Below are 17,463 nucleotides of genomic sequence, written 5' to 3'. Positions count from 1 at the left end.
CCCGCATAATTATATAGATTCGAAAAGTCTCTTTACTATTACCTTATATTATCTAATTTATAGGACGATTTGTAAATATATATAAACAAATTTATATTGAATCACAAAACAAGAATATTTATCAAAAATATTAATCATTTAACTTTACACCTATCTTTTTCATTATAATGTGAAAAAACATATGACATTTTCACAAGACTGCGTTATCATATAATCCATATTATTAATACAAGTGTTCATGAAACGTGAACAAAAGAGGATGAGGTATATATATGGCTAAGGAAAAACTAAGTCGCAGTTTGTCTTCAAGACAAATGCAAATGATTGCTTTGGGCGGAACCATTGGGGTTGGTCTGTTCATGGGATCAGCTTCTACTATTAAATGGACTGGTCCGTCAGTGTTGTTGGCATACGCATTGGCTGGATTGATTCTATATATGGTAATGCGTGCTTTGGGTGAAATGCTTTACGTTGACCCTGCTACTGGTTCATTTGCCAAATATGCGACCGAATACTTACATCCTGTGGTTGGTTATTTAACAGCCTGGAGCAATGTTTTCCAATATCTAGTTGTTGGTATCAGTGAAGTTATCGCTGTCGGAACATATCTTGAGTTTTGGTTCCCAACGATGCCGAAATGGATTGCCGGTGTCATCGTTGTAGTAACGTTATGTTTAGCCAATTTAACTTCTGTTAAAGCTTACGGTGAATTGGAATTCTGGTTCGCTTTGATCAAAGTTTTCACAATTATTATGATGATTATCTTAGGTTTCTTCGTTATCGTCTTCGGTGTTGGTAACGGCGGTCATCCCGTTGGTATCAGTAATCTTTGGACAAACGGTGGATTCTTCACTGGTGGTCTGAAAGGCTTTGTTTTTGCGCTTTCGATTGTTGTCGCCTCATATCAAGGTATCGAAGTTATCGGTGTTACCGCTGGTGAAGCTGAAAATCCTCAAGAAAATATCGTTAGAGCCATCCGTTCAATCGTTGGTAGAATTTTAATTTTCTATATTGGTGCCATTTTCGTTATCGTTTCAATCTATCCTTGGGATAAATTAGGTACAATTGGATCACCTTTCGTTGAAACTTTTGCTAAAGTTGGTATCACATTTGCGGCCGAAATCATTAACTTTGTTATGTTGACAGCTGCCATGTCCGGATGTAACTCAGGTATTTTCAGTTCCAGTCGTATGCTTTATACACTCGGTTTGGAAAAACACTTACCTAAGTCATTCGTAAAGCTTTCGAGACACAACGTTCCATACATCCCCGTTATAACGATATCTGTCGGTATTCTAATCGGACTAATTTTGAACTACACATTGCCACTATTCCTACACACATCAAGCAACATCTTCGTTGTCGTGTACAGTTCCAGCGTCTTGCCAGGTATGGTGCCATGGTTCGTTATCCTCTTGAGTGAATTGAGATTTAGAAAAATCAATCACAAAATGATGGAAACTCACCCATTCAAAATGCCACTCTATCCAATCAGTAATTACCTAGCAATCATCTCTCTCTTAATTATATTAGTTTTCATGTTCCTAAATCCAGAAACAACTGTTTCACTAATGGTTGGTGTCGTCTTCTTAGTCGTTATGACGATAATTTATTTCTTTAAAGAACGCAATAAAGCTCCTGTTACAGCTGAAATTGAACCAACAGAAGTTGATGATGAAGAATTAGATTAGTCGCTGCCGTTTCCAGAGCTGATGAATACACTCAGCTCTTCCAACTAATTTTTTAGAATAAAATGTACTAACTTAATCACACGAAAAGAGGAACTTTATCACACTTGAGATAATCAAGTATGGTGAAGTTCCTCTTTTCGTTTTCAATATTATTTTTTAAATGAATTCACTAACGTCTTTAATGTCATAACGAACCGACTTTGTATATGTACTCTCTGGTTTACCAATAGCAACAGCTGTAACGGGGATATAACGCTCGCTATCCAAGTCAAATGTTGAGGCAACTTTATCAAAGAAGTAACCTGACATAGGATTTGCTTCATATCCGTGAGCTCTAGCAATCAATAGCAATTGCATTGCGGCCATACTGCCGTCGATTGTAGCGTCCTTTTCCAAGAAACTTCTGTCAGCGTGTTCGTACAATGGCAAGAATGTCTTGAAGACTTTGTCACGTTCCTCTGGAGAAATTTGACCATTCTCACAAGCTTTATTCCAAACGTCACGGTACTTGTAGTGTGATTGTGTATCACCTAAAACGAAGATAACTGCGGAAGCACTGTCGATTTGTGGGTAGTTGAATGGCATCATAACTGAGTGTGCCTTTTCCTTACCCTTAGCGTCATCACAGACAACGAAGTGCCATGATTGTAAGTTACATGCTGAAGGGGCTGAAATTGTCTCCTTGAGCATCTCAGTGATCTCTTCACGTGGAATAACTACATCACTTTGGAACTTACGATATGAGTGCCGGTTTAACATAATATCTTCAAAATCATTGTTTACTAACTTTTTTGTTTCGTCCATAAATGTTTCTCCCATCACAATTATTAATATCTTAATTATACCGCGTAATCGTTTTCAGATAAAATGCCTTACATATTTGTAAGTGAAATGTTAGGAATTCAAATGTCAAAAAATTTCTCACCATTTTAAACTATTATCAAGAGGTGGTTAACTATGAGAAAATTATTGCATTCAATCTTGCTAACAATATCAATTGTCGGAGTAGTCTATGTTGGAGCTTGTTTCTATACAAAAGATAAGACTGATGATTTCGCATCAATGCTGGGACAATACAACTTCCTAGTCAAGAAACAACCTTACTACGTCAAGATTGACAATGCCAAAGGACGTGACGAAGATGGCTATGGCAACTATGACTACACACTGACAAGTTACGACAAAAATGGGAACGAACATCCAATCAAATTCACTGGTATGGGAAAATTGAAACAAGGCCATTTCCTAGAAGTCACTGCCAAAGGGGCTTACGTCTACACTTACAGAGAAGTGTTCGAAAAAGATATGTCCAATGATATATACAATAAATTATCAGCACAGTAAGAAAGCGAATTACCAGAATTTGGTAGTCCGCTTTTTTTGAATTTATTCTTATTAAAACCAAAGTTTTTAAAAAATATTCTAGCCGGAGGTGTCAGTAATGTAGTCCGCAGTGCAGGTGGTGTTAGAGCAGTGATTTTCTGCTCATACTCCACCGACGTATTTTGAGATTTGCGGTTTTTGCAAAGCTCAAAATCGAGGCGCGAGACCTTGGCTCGCACCGGTCCCATAGCGGTACTCCATACCTCGCCACCAAAGGCGGCTCGCTTAGTTTATTTAAAAACTGCCAACCCACCGGCTGGATTGGTCCAGTCTGGTTCTTGAGCTGTAACCACTAACTTCTCATTAGTAAATGCCGTCAAACCTAATTGGCTCATTTCACGTCCATAACCAGAACCTTTAACACCACCAAATGGCAATTCAGGCAATGAAACTAAGAATGAATTTACAAATACCATCCCAGTTTCAATCTTTTCGGCTACCGCTTTACCATGTTGTGGATCAGCTGAAACAACGATTCCACCTAAACCTAATTCAGAATCATTGGCTAAATCGATTGCCTCTTGATCAGAACTGACCTTGAATACTTGAGCAACAGGTCCAAACATTTCATCGTAAAATTCAGGGTTATCAGGAGCAATGTCAGTCAAAATAGTTGGTTGAATAAATTGACCAGGCAAGTCGATTGGTTGATTGCCATAGTAAACCTTAGCACCACCAGCAACAGCTTTGTCAATTTGACCTTGCAACTTCTCCTTAGCACGCTTGGAATTCATTGGGGCAATCGTAGTCTTTGGATCCATTGGATCGCCGGGAACCAATTTTTCAAAGTTAGCTTTTAGTTTCTTCAAGAATTCATCGTACAAATTGTCAGCAACGATAAATCGCTTGGCTGAAGTACATACTTGACCCGCGTTATAAATCCGGACACGCCATGCCAAATCGACTGCTTTATCAACGTCAGCGTCTGACAAAACAACAAAGGCATCGGAGCCACCGAGTTCCATTGAGTTCTTCTTCAAACTCTTGGCTGCTGATTCGGCAACTGATTGCCCACCACGCTTGGATCCGGTCAAAGCAACGCCTTGAACACGAGGATCAGCAATGATATCAGCTACTTGGTCGTAACTGGCAAATAAGTTTGTCAAACTACCCTCGGGAGCACCAGCATCTTTAACAATCTTTTCAAATGCGGCAGCTGAGCCAGGAGTATTTGAAGCATGTTTCAAAATCATCGGATTGCCGACCATAAAGTTAGGGGCAAAGACACGCATGATTTGATAATATGGAAAGTTCCAAGGTTCAACCATCATCAAAACACCAGTTGCTTGGTGTAAAATTTCGGCATCCCCAGTATTGCGACTGCTGAGTGGAGTTGGTTTCAACATGTCGGTGCCGTTGTCAGCATAATAGTCAGCGATGATGGCACAGAGTTCAACTTCACCTTTTGATTCAGCGTAAAGTTTACCCATGTCAGTTGTTGCGATTTTTGCCAATTCGTCTTCATTCTCACGCAAACGGTCAGCAATTTCGTGCAAAATAACAGCTCGACTTTCGACAGGTTCATCACGCCACTGTTTATATAGTGCATGTCCAGTGCTCAATGCTGTTTCAATTTCTTCAGATGTAGCGTCAGGGTACGATTTTACGAGTTCATTTGTATATGGATTGACTGTTTTATAAGCCATAATCAATTCCTCCTATTTAAAAGGTACTTATTATCTTATGGTTCTATTGTAAGACAGCGATTACATTTTACAAGAATTTAGACTCGTCCACTTTTTATATTGGACCGTACCTATTTTCACTACAATATTCTCTTTTCAAAATTTTTCAAAAAAGTGTAACATAAGCCGTATATATAATATGAAAGGTGTCCTTTATATGGGTGTTTTCTTTTCCAGTATTCAAGGAATTCTAATAATCATCGGTTTAATCGCTGTGGGCTACGGCCTCAGTGCACTTGGTTGGTTTTCTGAAAATTCAACTAGATTAATCGCCAAGTTAGTCACACAAGTGGCTTTGCCAACATACATGATTTCGACCATTACTAAAGATTTTACGGCCGCAAAGTTGATCAAATTGTTGCCCGACTTGGCAATTCCTGTCATTTCAATGACCATTTTGATCTTTATTTCAATTCTCCTGATTAAAATCCTCAAAATTGACCCCAAACATAAAGGACTCTTCTCTTCCATGTTCTTTAACTCCAATACCGTCTTCGTTGGCTTACCCGTCAACATGGCACTCTTTGGAGAAAAAAGTTTACCCTACGTCCTTGTTTATTACATGGCTAACACGACATTTTTCTGGACATTGGGAACATACTTAATCCAAATGGATGGTGAAATTAAGGGTCATTTCAAACTCAAGACAACTCTCAAGAAAGTATTCTCCCCACCATTAATGGGATTCATCATTGGTTTGATTTTAGTAATGCTCAATATTCATTTGCCAAAATTCTTGATGTCTGACTTTGAATACTTGGGTGGGCTAACTATTCCGTTATCAATGATATTCATCGGTATTTCAATCTATAACGCCGGTCTCAAAAATATTTCTTTCCACAAAGACAACTGGGCAATCCTCTTTGGACGCTTCTTATGTGCTCCACTGTTAATGGCAGCGTTGTTCCTCTTCATACCTGCTACACCATTGATGAGACAAGTCTTCATTGTTCAGGCAGCAATGCCCGTTATGACAAACGCCCCCGTTGTTGCCAAACTTTATCACGCCGATTCAGACTACGCGGCAATCATGGTTACCGAAACCACTTTGTTGAGTTTAATCGTTGTGCCAATTATTATGGTTTTAATTAAATAGCAAAAAACGCTGAGATTTTTTAAGTCTCAGCGTTTTTTTATTTCCTATTAGTAAACTTATTAATACCTTTTCTCAATCTCTCAACACCATCTTCAACGTTACATCTAGGTGTAGCCAAATTCATTCTTAAGAAACAGTTCCCATTGCCACGATACTTAGTACCTTCAGCCAAATACAAACCAGTTTCGTCACGCAAGAATTGATTAAAGTCATCCGATTTATCAGTCAATTGTCGACAATCGATCCATGCCAGATAGGTTGATTCAGCTGGGATAACTTTGATTTCGGGGATATTATCTTGAACAAATTTTTCCAAATATTCACGATTACCTTGGATATATTTACGCAATTCATGAAGCCATTCGTGACCTTCAGTATAAGCTGCAATTGAGGCATCGACTGCCAAAATTCCAGGTTCATTTATACCGTCAACGGAAACAGCTCTGGTAGCTCTTTGACGCAATTGTTCATTTGGAATAATCATTGTTGCGGCGTGCAGAATAGCCACATTAAACGTTTTACTTGGTGAAACTAGGGAAATACTATTGTCAGTCACATCAGAATCTAATGAAGCAAATGGAACATAGTCGTGACCTGGCATCGTTAAATCGCCATGAATTTCATCAGAAATAATTAGGACATTATGTTGCTTAGCCATCTGCCCAATCTTAGTTAACGTTGCCTTATCCCAAATATGACCACTTGGATTGTGCGGATTGCAGACAATCATGACGCTAGTTTGGGGATCAAGCATCTTCGTTTCCAAATCTTTCCAATCAATGCTGTACTGCCCATTCTTGTAAGTCAGCTCACTGTTCAAAATGTGACGGCCATTGTTTTCAATTGCTTGGAAAAATGAATTGTAATTGGGCTCTTGAATCAAAACGTTGTCACCAACATCAGTTAAGTGGCGCAAAATCGAACCAATCGTTGGCATTATTCCGTTGCTGAAAACCAACCAATCAGTCTCTGGCTCAAAGTTGTGTTCAATCTTGTACCAACTGGAAACTGCTTTGAAATAGGCTTCTGGAACATATTGATAACCAAAAATACCACGGTCCACATCTTTGTGCATAGCTTCCACAATCGCTGGAGCCGTTTGGATATCCATATCAGCGACCCACATTGGTAGCTCATGTTCCTTGACGTTCCATTTCACAGAGTTGGCGTTACGACGATCATTTATCTTATCAAAATTAAATTGCATTGGTCTCACCCCTTCTTTATTTACCTAAAGGGTATCACTAAAGCCGTCTGCCGTCTCCAGAGCTGAGAGTATTTCGCCTAGTTATAATCAGTTAATCTATAGAAGTAATATCCTAATCATCAATTATTAAAATATCTGGATATTTTTGTAATTAAGAATTCTATATTAATGAAATAATTGTGTTTGTAGTATTAATTCATCAATATTCTTAGCAATCCGTGAAAACAAAAAAACTTTGGCCTCCGGTTTCGAGATAGTGAAACAGCAGTGTGTGTGGCGTTAAGCTGACGATTTTCCAGTCTTACACCACAGGTCGACTTTTGAGACGTGTATTTCGGCTCAAAAGCGAGATTCGAGACCACCCTGTGGCTCGATTTGGCCCACACGCAGGCTGCCTATCTCGAAACCGGATACGGCATACTTATTTACATTAAATTTAAGCTAATTACATTAGATAAAACTGTAAATTTAATACCTAACATGTCATAATGAAATGTACATTAATTTAGGGAGCGCTCATCTATGCCATCGCTGTTTCGTAAAAAAGATATTGTTAATGATTTACTACATGAACAAACCAGTTTAGCTCGAACTTTAACTGCTAAAGACCTCATTATCATGGGTGTCGGCGTTATTGTTGGCTCTGGTATTTTTATCACACCAGGAATTATTGCCGCAAATTATGCTGGCCCGGGTGTTATTTTAACGTATCTTTTAGCAGCGTTAGTCTGTATCGGAGCGGCGTTTTGTTACTCTGAATTCTCCTCAACAATTCCTTTAGCAGGTAGCGCTTATACTTATTCTTACTCAGTTTATGGCGAAATTATTGCTTGGATCGTTGGCTGGTCGCTGATTTCAGAATATCTATTTGCGGCATCATCAACAGCTGTTAGTTGGTCCGCTTACTTCCGAAATCTCCTAGCTGGCTTTGGCATTCATTTACCAAAAGTTTTGCAATCAGCTGCTGGAACTGTCGGCAACCCTGAAGGGCGTTTTGACATCGTTGCATTCGTGATTGTTTTAATCGCCACAACGTTGTTATTGCAAGGCATGACGGAATCCATGAAAGTTAATACCATCATGGTTTATATCAAAATATTTGTTATTTTATTATTCGTTGCCGTAACGGTGTTCTATGTTAAACCTAAGAATTACAATCCATTTCTACCATTCGGTTTGGGCGGAATCGGTCGTGGTGCAGCGGTCGCTTTCTATGCCTTTCTCGGATTTGACACCGTTTCTTCAGCCAGTGAAGAAGTTAAAAATCCCAAACGTAATATGCCGATTGGAATTATCGCCTCATTACTAATAGTTGCTATTCTTTACAGTTTGGTCTCACTCGTTTTAGTCGGAGCGGTAAATTACAAACAACTAAACGTTGCCGATCCTGTTTCACATGCTTTGAATATTTTAAATCTCAATTGGGTCTCAGGTATCGTTTCATTAGGTGCCATTATGGGAATGACAACCGTTTTGCTAGTCGTTATCTACGGTGGAACACGTCTGATTTTCTCGCTCAGTCGTGATGGCTTGTTACCTAAACAATTCAAGAATCTCAGCAAACAAGGTGTTCCCGTTCGCAGTACTTTCTTAGTCGGCCTAGTTGCCGCAACAGTCGCAGCCATGGTGCCAATTGAAAAAATCACTGAATTAGTTAATATCGGAACACTTTTAGCTTTCGCCGTAACATCGATTGGCGTTATCTCACTTAGACACAGTAAAAATACCCGTGATCTGAAACCAGCCTTTAGAATCCCACTATATCCAATCTTCCCCATTGTTTCCTTCATAGCCTGCGTTTACTTAATGACACAACTACAAGCCTTCACTTGGAAAATGTATGCCGGTTGGACTGCCATTGGGTTAATTATTTACTTTGGTTATGGCTACAAGCATAGTAACGAAAAGTAAGTTTATGTAAAAAGAGTCAAATAACGATATATCATGATGGTTTTAATGCCATTTACGTTTAATAAAAAAATAAATAGTACAAATTAGCACAAAACAGTTTCTTTTTCAGAGAAAAAGGGGCATAATACCACTATTGTGTTAAATAGTTGGTTAGAAGTTTAATTTTTCGATTGAATGGTTACTTTCTGATATTGGCTTAAAAATGCAAAAAAATTTGCGCAATAGCGCTGGAGGTTCTCATTCATGGAACATGGTACAGTTAAATGGTTTAACCCTGATAAAGGTTTTGGTTTTATTACTCGCGAAGATGGTAGTGACGTTTTTGCTCACTTCTCAGCTATCCAAGGTGACGGATTCAAGACTTTAGACGAAGGTCAACACGTAACATTCGACGTAGAAGACGGCGATCGTGGACCACAAGCTGCTAATATCGTTAAAGACTAATTAGTAGATTATAAGAAAAGTCACAGAAATGTGGCTTTTTTTTGTGCCCTAAAATATCATTAAGCTTCGATTAAATAATCACATAAACTTCTACCCTTTATTTTAAAATATAATTTTCAAAAAATGATTAATTGATAAAAACTACCTTTTTAGAAAAAGATTCTTACAAAATATGAAATATCTAATTTCCTTCAAATACTATAATTTATTAGTATCATTATAGGAATTTCTTATTTAATAAGAGGATAGAGGGTAAATTATGAGATTTCAACAATTAAAACGTGACCCTAATTCAGTCATGAGAAAAAAATTAGTTAAATCTAAGAAGGCATGGGTTGTGGTAAGCAGCCTTTCAATTGCCGGTGGATTGTTAATGATGACAGCACCAAGTTATGTCGCTAAGGCCGAGGTAACTACTGCTGCACCAACAACTCAAACAGAAACTAAGCCTTCCAGTACGGGGACTACTTCGCAAGACAGTTCAAAAGTAACTGTTCCTGCAACCTCAGCCCCAGCACCAACTACTACTGACGATGGCAGCGGTTCTAAAACTGCTGAAGTACCTACAACTAAGCCAGCAGTAGAAAGTGGTACTGAAGTTAAAAGTACTGAGGACACTTCAGACTTAACTAAAGAATCAGCTCCAGAAACAACACCTAAAGAAACTAGTGAAACTACACCAACTGTAGAAAAGCCTACTGTAAAAGATGCTCCTATTGAAGCTCCTAGTACAGAAACAGAAACTGCTGCTCCAGATACTAAGGTTGCTGCTTTATCTGTTGCCGCACCAGCTACTGGAGTAGAACAAGAAACTACAGTTCCTGACGGTTCTACTGATGAAAAAACTGTTGTAACTCCTGCAGATCCAGAAGCCACTGTTCCTGATGGTGAAGATACTGAAGTTAAGGCTGCTTTAGACTCATCAACACCTTTAGATTCTAAAACATTAGGTAAGACCGCGGTAAATGGTTTACTTGCTGACGGCTTGACTGCTGAAACCCTCGCTGCTCCTGTAGCTGAACTAGCACCTGTACCCGTTCCAGACGTTGATGATAAAGGTACAGGTTGGACTTATACTTCATCTAGTAAGAATCTGGATATTAATGGTCCATTAACAGATTTCAAGGCTGGGGATACAGACCATTGGAATGGTCATGCAAGCACCATCACCAATATTACAGTATCTGCACCAGTTACGGCCCCTACAAATTCATCTTATATGTTTGCTAATATGGAGAATCTTAAAACCATAAATATAGATAAATTTGATACCCTGACTACCACCAATATGGAAGGCATGTTCAAAAATGACCCTAACTTACTTTCAGTGGACTTTTCCCACGGCAGTGTTCATTCCGCTAGTAATATTAGCCACATGTTTGAAAATGACACTCTTCTAGAAACATTAAAATTTTCCAATTCCAGCTTTAAATCTATTGAAAACGGAAGTTATGCTTTTGCTAACTGTACATCACTAAAAAATCTCATAAATACAGACGTAACTACTGGTAAAATTAGTACATCTACTTGGCAAGCTTCTAATGCAACTGATTTAAGAGCAATGTTTAAAAATGATATTTCACTTAAAGACATGAACGTAGCTAGTTGGGGATGGACACAACAAGGTAACAGACCTATCGCTGAATGGCCTAATACTGGAGACTCATCTAAAGGTGAAGGTATGTTTGACGGAACTAGCTTTGATACTATAACGTTAAATGAAAACTTATACTTTAGTCCAGAGACTGGGTTAACATCTAACGACGGAACAACGTGGACCAGTGACGATGCTGCACATACACATACATTTTCTGGAATTCCAGTATTTACAAATGGAAAGATAACTAATGGTCTTGGATTTACATATGATGGAGTTGATGATAAAGGTCAAAGCATTAAACTTTCAACTATCCTTGAATTCAAACCTTCTGGTAAAGTTAATACAAATGATGCAGTTACTAACTATGTTACTGTTCCTATAACACTTAATGGAGTTCCTTCTACAGTTACAGTTAAAACATCTGGGAACCTTGGAAAACAGTATGACACTGCTAGTACTGATCCATCTATGACTATCGATGGAATAACTTACACAACAACGAACGCGAACTCTCGTGTTGTACTTGGTCAGACACAAGCCAAAGCATTAGATACAATTGCATATGTTTCGACACCTGCTAAAGGAGGAACAATTTCAATACCTACCAATGTCAATGGACAAAATATAACTGTCACTGTTCCTGACTATTATGAGAATGGACAAAAAAGTGTAACAATTGATGAAACAGATTTACCAGAAGGTTACCATCTAACTGATAGTTCTGTTAACACAGTCACCGTTACATATAATGGTGACTCAGCTGATAGTAAATTTACTATAGACCCATCAAACGTTCAAATTGCTGGTGATAACGTACCCGCCGGTAATATTACTGTATCAACTGATCACGGTGACGTTTCTATTCCTGTTGAGCCTGGTTCAGTTGGCGATACTAAGACCGTTAACGTCGCCGACGCTGTTCTTCCTGCTGGCTATCATTTAGATCCAAATCAACCTAAGACTATCAGTGTTACTATCACTGCTGATAAGGACAATCCTTATTCTACTAAAGACCCTGTTGCCATCGCTGGTGACGACGTCCCAGCTGGTAGTATTACTGTATCAACTGATCACGGTGATGTTTCTATTCCCGTTGAACCTGGTTCCGTTGGCGATACTAAGACCGTTAACGTCGCTGACGCTGTTCTTCCTGCCGGCTATCATTTAGATCCAAATCAACCTAAGACTATCAGTGTTACTATCACTGCTGATAAGGACAATCCTTATTCCACTAAAGACCCTGTTGCCATCGCTGGTGACGACGTCCCAGCTGGTAGTATTACTGTATCAACTGATCACGGTGATGTTTCTATTCCCGTTGAACCTGGTTCCGTTGGCGATACTAAGATTGTTAACGTCGCCGACGCTGTTCTTCCTGCTGGCTATCATTTAGATTCAAATCAACCTAAGACTATCAGTGTTACCATCACTGCCAATAAGACCGCTCCTTACGTCTTTAACGCAGAGGAAGTTAAGTTGACAGGTACTTCAAATGATCCTCAAACATTAACAATTAAAAATCCAAATGGAACAATATCTAAACTACCTATTCCTGGTGGTAATTATGGCGATAGTCCTCAAACAATTACAGCTCCATCAGTAGCTGGTTATACTGCTCCATCAGTAATCGTTACCTACAACGCTAGTGGAATCCCAACAATCACTTATGCCATAGATACTACAAAGGCAATCACAGCTGACGATGAACTTTCATACACAAGAATCCCATCATCTAGTGGTTCAAGTACCGTCAAACCCGTAGATCCAACTGAAGGTGTAATTGAACAAAAAGTTCAAACAATCTCAACTTATTCTGACAAACCAGACGTTGAACTTTATCAAATCGGTTCTGACAATAAGATGTCACAAATTTCAAATCGTGATCTTGCTACTGCCTCAAACTGGTATAGCGATGCCACCGTCACAATTGATGGTGTTAGTTACTACCGTGTTGCTACTAACGAATGGGCTAAGATGAGTCAAGCTTATCCATACCAAGCACTCAACTTACATATCAGAACTTATAACGACTCTGAAAAAGCTTTGTACAAAGCTGAAAACATCGTTATAAGTAATGAAACACTCGCTCCAAGCAGCAGCTGGATTACAGACCGTGAAACTTACGTTATCAACAATACTAAGTACTATCGTGTTGCTACTAACGAATTCGTTAACGCTGATGATGTCTATGTTTACTCACCAGTAAGCATGGTCGTTACAACTCACGCTAACCAATACACAACTGTTTACAACGCTAAAGGCGCTGCGGTTACCGACAGATCATTAAATAGTGATAGTAGTTGGAAAGTTGATAGTATTGCATATATCAACGGTGATAAATATTATCGTGTTGCTACTGATGAATTTGTTAAAGCTAGCGACGTTGACGTTAATACTCTTCGTTAAAAAGATTTAAGCATTCAAAAAATACAATAGTTACCAAAAAGACCTACCTAAACTTCTTATGTATGAAGTTTAGGTAGGTCTTTTTTCTGTTTATATATGCAGTGGCTTTAAAACGAGTTCCGACAGGGCAACTCCTTCCGCTTTTCATATTCAAGCAAATCACACGCAAAACCAGCGTGCAATCCACTTAAATACGAAAGTGCTCGGGAGCTGACCGCCCTGTCTCCACTCTCTGATTTTAAAACGAGTTCCACAGGCCAATTTCTTCCGCTTTGCCTAACTTCCCAAATCATCCGCAAGGTACGCGGACAATTCGTGAAGTCATGCAAATGCTCGGAAATTCCCGGGCCTGCTCCACTCTCTGATTATTTCACTGAATAATTAGGTGCTTCTTTAGTAATAGTAACATCATGTGGATGTGATTCTCTCAAACCTGCATTTGAGATTTGAACGAATTGGGCATCTTGTAATTCTGTTAGATTATGAGCACCAACGTAACCCATACCTGAACGTAATCCACCAAGTAATTGATAAATTACATCGCCGACAGCACCTTTGGCAGCTACTCTACCTTCGATACCTTCGGGAACTAACTTATTAGCTTCGTTAACGCCACTTTGGAAGTAACGATCTGAAGAACCATGTGACATTGCGGCAAGGCTTCCCATACCACGATATGTCTTGAAACGACGACCTTGATAAATTTCGAATTCACCGGGTGCTTCGTCAGTACCAGCCAACATTGAGCCAAGCATAACGGCGTTACCACCACCTGCTAGAGCCTTTACGATGTCACCTGAATACTTGATACCACCATCAGCAATAATTGTCTTACCGTACTCGTGAGCAACACTAGCGGCGTCATAGATAGCTGTTAGTTGAGGCACACCGACACCGGCAACGATTCTTGTTGTACAGATTGAACCAGGTCCGATACCAACTTTAACAACATCAACTCCGGCATCATATAGAGCTCTAGTTCCTTCAGCGGTTGCCACATTACCAGCAATCAATGTAGCTTCAGGAAACTTCTCTCTGATTTGAGTAATCTTTCTGAGCACACCGGCTGAGTGACCATGGGCAGTATCGATGATAATTGCATCGGCGCCAGCTTTAAGCAAGGCTTCGGCACGTTCAAAAGTATCGCTTGTTACACCAACAGCTGCAGCAACTAAGAGACGGCCATATTGATCTTTAGCCGCATTGGGAAATTCTTTAACTTTTTCAATATCCTTGATTGTAACTAGTCCGCCGAGACGACCATTTTCGTCAATCAAAGGTAATTTTTCAATCTTGTGTTCTTGGAGAATTTGTTCAGCTTCTTTAAGTGATGTACCAACTGGCGCAGTAATCAAGTCTTCACTAGTCATTACAGTACCAATTTGTACTGAGTAATCTGTGATAAAACGAAGATCACGGTTCGTAATAATACCAACTAATTTCAAATCAGTTGTGTTAGTAACGATGGGAACGCCACTGATACGATATGTACTCATCAACTTTTCAGCTTCACTAACTTTATCGTCAGCAGTTAAGTAAATTGGGTCGATGATAACCCCATTTTCAGAACGCTTAACTTTTGAAACCTCGTCAGCTTGTTGTTCAATACTCATATTCTTGTGAATAACACCTAATCCACCTTGACGAGCCATTGCGATGGCCATTGGTGCTTCGGTAACTGTATCCATACTTGCACTCAAAATTGGAGTGTTTAGTTTAATATTCTTAGCTAATTGAACTGATAAATCTACTTCATTTGGTAAAACGTGACTCTCTGCTGGTATCAATAAAACATCATCAAAAGTGAATCCCTTTTTATCAAATTTTGTATCCCATGCCGACATGATGTTCCTCCTAAGATTTTATCTTTACCTATTAGTGGGTAAAATTTATAAACATGGTATCTAATTTCACAGCGTTAGTCAATTAAAGTTTGTGAAATAAAAAAGGGCCTGCCCACTGAAAGACAAGTCCATTAATACATTTTTATCGCTATAACTTTATAATTTAATAACTTTTGTTTTTTCAAATAAAAGTCAAAACTGCGTTTCTTCAAGCACAGCTTGTATTTGATAACATCATTTTTCTTGGAGATCAGTTCATCGATTCGATACAAACCATCGTTATGATTGCGTTTCAAATAATCAGCAGTCGCATTATCAACTGAGATTTTGGCAATTATGTCTTTATCTTCTAAAACATCCTCACAGGCCTGGATCATCCTCCTACGAATAAAATCATTTATGAATAAAGTAATAATTATACCTATTATAAACAGTAAGAGGAGTCCACCAAATACTTCCGTAAAAATCAAATTTGATAGATTCATAAGCATCAACACTTTTTATAATTTTATTTAAATAAATCATATCACGCTAATATTATTGTTATCAAATTGCCTGCTTGTCTATTATGACTTGGTACTTTTTTATCTTCATGGTAAGATTTCCCTACAGACGTTTTAGGGGGATCTACATATGAAAAAGTTAGTTCGGGACAAAATACCCGATATTCTTTCCGATGTTGCCGAATTCGAAGTTCTCTCCAATGAGGACTACCGATCATCACTCCGCGACAAAGTCACCGAAGAAGCCATCGAAGTCAAACAAGCTGAAACACGGGCCAATCTAGTCGAAGAATTAGGGGACCTAGAGGAAGTCATCCGTGCCATTTTAGAAGACGCTTCAATTACTTATGAAGAAATGGACAGCCTTCGCCAAGCAAAAATTAATCAAAAGGGTAAATTTGCGCAAAAATTTGTTATGATAAAGCCTGATGAAGAATCGTAAAATGTTATGGTTCTTCTTTTTTTTCCGTCTCCAGAGCTGAGAAATATTCACTGGCTGTGCGGACCGGCTCGAGCCACAGTGCGGTCTCGAACCTCGGTTTGAATGCTTGCACAAACCGCAAGTATCCAAACACGCCCGGTGATGTAATGGCTAAAGCCATAACATCACTTCCACTGCCCACAAATATTTCTCAGCTCTTCCGACTAGTTATCTGTTATTAAATTGAGTGTATGAATACTAGATATAATCGTTGCTGTAGCAGCCTAAATTATGGTTTATTTAGCAAGTCAATTTAATACTTTATTATTCGTAATATATAGAAACCAAACCAATCGGAAGGTATGAGAATATTTACCAGCTGTGGGTGTGGCGTTAGAGCTTTAGCTCTTACACCACCGGGCAAGTTTTGAGATTCGCGTACTTTGCGAAACTCAAAATCGAGGTTCGAGACCGCACTTCGGCTCGGACCGGTCCGCATAGCAGGTAAATATTCTCATACCTGGAGACACCCTCACCAAAGCTTATTTGTACAACAATTCAAAACAGTTTATTATGGTACTTATACTTTTAATAGAAAGAAGATTACAATGCAAATCTTAACTTTATTTTTAGTGGCATTAGTTGCCCTAGAACACATTGGAATTGCCGGTTTAGAGATGTTTGCCAAACCAGATATTCAAGCTAATGCTTTCGATATGCCAGTTAACTTTGTAAAAACCAAAGAAGCGCAAACTGCACTTTCTAACCAAGGAATTTACAACGGTATGCTCGGCGTTTTAATTTTAATGATGATATTATTTTTCACAGGTTCGACTTTAAAAACAATTTTAATTCTGTTGATGATTTATATTATTGTAGTGGCAGTGTATGGCGCCGTTACAGCAACCAAGAAAATCCTATATATGCAAGGATTACCAGCCCTAATCGCTTTGATATTTGTGTTGATTTTTTATAAGTAATGCCGTCTCCAGAACTGAGAGTATTTCGCCTGCTGTGCGGAACGGTCCGAGCCAAAGTACGGTCTCGAACCTCGGTTTGAAGCCTTACCATAGTTCGGTAAGTCTCCAAACACGTCCAGTGGCGTAATGGCTAAAGCCATAACACCACTTCCACTGCTGGTGAATACTCTCAGCTCTTCCGACTAGTTTCATTTTTTGATTGATACTTTTTCTTAACAATCAATTTCAGTATTGCTCTAGTTTAAAGCATATCTAAACCAGTCCACTAAAGGAAAGATTTAAATATTCCAAA

The 17,463-nt window shown here is 38.8% G+C and carries 13 protein-coding genes; 8 read left to right on the top strand and 5 right to left on the bottom strand.

Annotated elements, in window-relative coordinates; genetic code table 11:
* The first annotated feature begins 272 nt into the window (after positions 1–272).
* Positions 273–1,691 carry an amino acid permease gene (locus JP39_RS12325; RefSeq protein ID WP_041499069.1) on the top strand — a complete coding sequence of 473 codons (1,419 nt, stop codon included), beginning with the start codon at positions 273–275 and terminating at the stop codon, positions 1,689–1,691.
* Positions 1,692–1,847: 156 nt separating this feature from the next.
* Here JP39_RS12325 and JP39_RS12320 read toward each other — a convergent pair whose 3' ends face one another.
* Positions 1,848–2,495: a nitroreductase family protein gene (locus tag JP39_RS12320; protein ID WP_137619736.1), complete on the bottom strand. Its 648-nt coding sequence runs from the start codon at positions 2,493–2,495 to the stop codon at positions 1,848–1,850.
* 153 nt (positions 2,496–2,648) lie between these two features.
* Between JP39_RS12320 and JP39_RS12315 the strand changes: the two genes are divergently transcribed.
* Positions 2,649–3,035, top strand: coding sequence for a YxeA family protein (locus JP39_RS12315; protein WP_048699237.1), 387 nt, complete (start codon positions 2,649–2,651; stop codon positions 3,033–3,035).
* Positions 3,036–3,304: 269 nt separating this feature from the next.
* Here JP39_RS12315 and JP39_RS12310 read toward each other — a convergent pair whose 3' ends face one another.
* Positions 3,305–4,720 carry an NAD-dependent succinate-semialdehyde dehydrogenase gene (locus JP39_RS12310; RefSeq protein ID WP_041499066.1) on the bottom strand — a complete coding sequence of 472 codons (1,416 nt, stop codon included), beginning with the start codon at positions 4,718–4,720 and terminating at the stop codon, positions 3,305–3,307.
* A 196-nt stretch (positions 4,721–4,916) separates the two neighbouring features.
* Here JP39_RS12310 and JP39_RS12305 point away from each other — a divergent pair, with 196 nt between their 5' ends.
* Positions 4,917–5,855: an AEC family transporter gene (locus JP39_RS12305; RefSeq protein WP_041499065.1), complete on the top strand. Its 939-nt coding sequence runs from the start codon at positions 4,917–4,919 to the stop codon at positions 5,853–5,855.
* Positions 5,856–5,892: 37 nt separating this feature from the next.
* Here JP39_RS12305 and JP39_RS12300 read toward each other — a convergent pair whose 3' ends face one another.
* Positions 5,893–7,062 (bottom strand): MalY/PatB family protein, encoded by a 1,170-nt coding sequence (locus JP39_RS12300; RefSeq protein WP_041499064.1) that lies wholly within the window; start codon positions 7,060–7,062, stop codon positions 5,893–5,895.
* A gap of 522 nt (positions 7,063–7,584) precedes the next feature.
* Here JP39_RS12300 and JP39_RS12295 point away from each other — a divergent pair.
* The 3 genes from JP39_RS12295 (at position 7,585) to JP39_RS12285 (ending at position 13,423) form a co-directional block, all read left to right on the top strand.
* Entirely contained in the window at positions 7,585–8,973 is a 1,389-nt protein-coding gene (locus JP39_RS12295; protein WP_048699242.1) for an amino acid permease, read from the top strand.
* A 243-nt stretch (positions 8,974–9,216) separates the two neighbouring features.
* Positions 9,217–9,417 carry a cold-shock protein gene (locus JP39_RS12290; protein ID WP_041499062.1) on the top strand — a complete coding sequence of 67 codons (201 nt, stop codon included), beginning with the start codon at positions 9,217–9,219 and terminating at the stop codon, positions 9,415–9,417.
* 259 nt (positions 9,418–9,676) lie between these two features.
* Positions 9,677–13,423 carry an SLAP domain-containing protein gene (locus JP39_RS12285; protein ID WP_041499060.1) on the top strand — a complete coding sequence of 1,249 codons (3,747 nt, stop codon included), beginning with the start codon at positions 9,677–9,679 and terminating at the stop codon, positions 13,421–13,423.
* Positions 13,424–13,788: 365 nt separating this feature from the next.
* Here the strand turns inward: JP39_RS12285 and guaB are convergent, their stop codons facing one another.
* Together guaB and JP39_RS12275 are read right to left on the bottom strand one after the other, a co-directional pair.
* Complete coding sequence (guaB, locus tag JP39_RS12280; protein ID WP_041499059.1) at positions 13,789–15,267, bottom strand: IMP dehydrogenase; 1,479 nt, start codon at positions 15,265–15,267, stop codon at positions 13,789–13,791.
* A 131-nt stretch (positions 15,268–15,398) separates the two neighbouring features.
* Positions 15,399–15,644 carry a hypothetical protein gene (locus JP39_RS12275; protein ID WP_041499058.1) on the bottom strand — a complete coding sequence of 82 codons (246 nt, stop codon included), beginning with the start codon at positions 15,642–15,644 and terminating at the stop codon, positions 15,399–15,401.
* Positions 15,645–15,900: 256 nt separating this feature from the next.
* On the opposite strand from JP39_RS12275, the gene JP39_RS12270 reads away from it, so the two are divergent.
* Both JP39_RS12270 and JP39_RS12265 read left to right on the top strand, forming a co-directional pair.
* The gene (locus JP39_RS12270; protein WP_041499056.1) at positions 15,901–16,212 is read left to right on the top strand and encodes a nucleoside triphosphate pyrophosphohydrolase; all 312 of its coding nucleotides are present in this window, start codon (positions 15,901–15,903) and stop codon (positions 16,210–16,212) included.
* A gap of 587 nt (positions 16,213–16,799) precedes the next feature.
* Entirely contained in the window at positions 16,800–17,171 is a 372-nt protein-coding gene (locus tag JP39_RS12265; protein ID WP_041499055.1) for a DUF1304 domain-containing protein, read from the top strand.
* The last annotated feature ends 292 nt before the right edge of the window (positions 17,172–17,463 follow it).

Source organism: Companilactobacillus heilongjiangensis, from assembly GCF_000831645.3.
GTDB classification, from domain to species: Bacteria; Bacillota; Bacilli; order Lactobacillales; family Lactobacillaceae; genus Companilactobacillus; species Companilactobacillus heilongjiangensis.
Note: the sequence above shows the minus strand (reverse complement) of the source record. Positions and strands in the feature narration are given on the sequence as shown.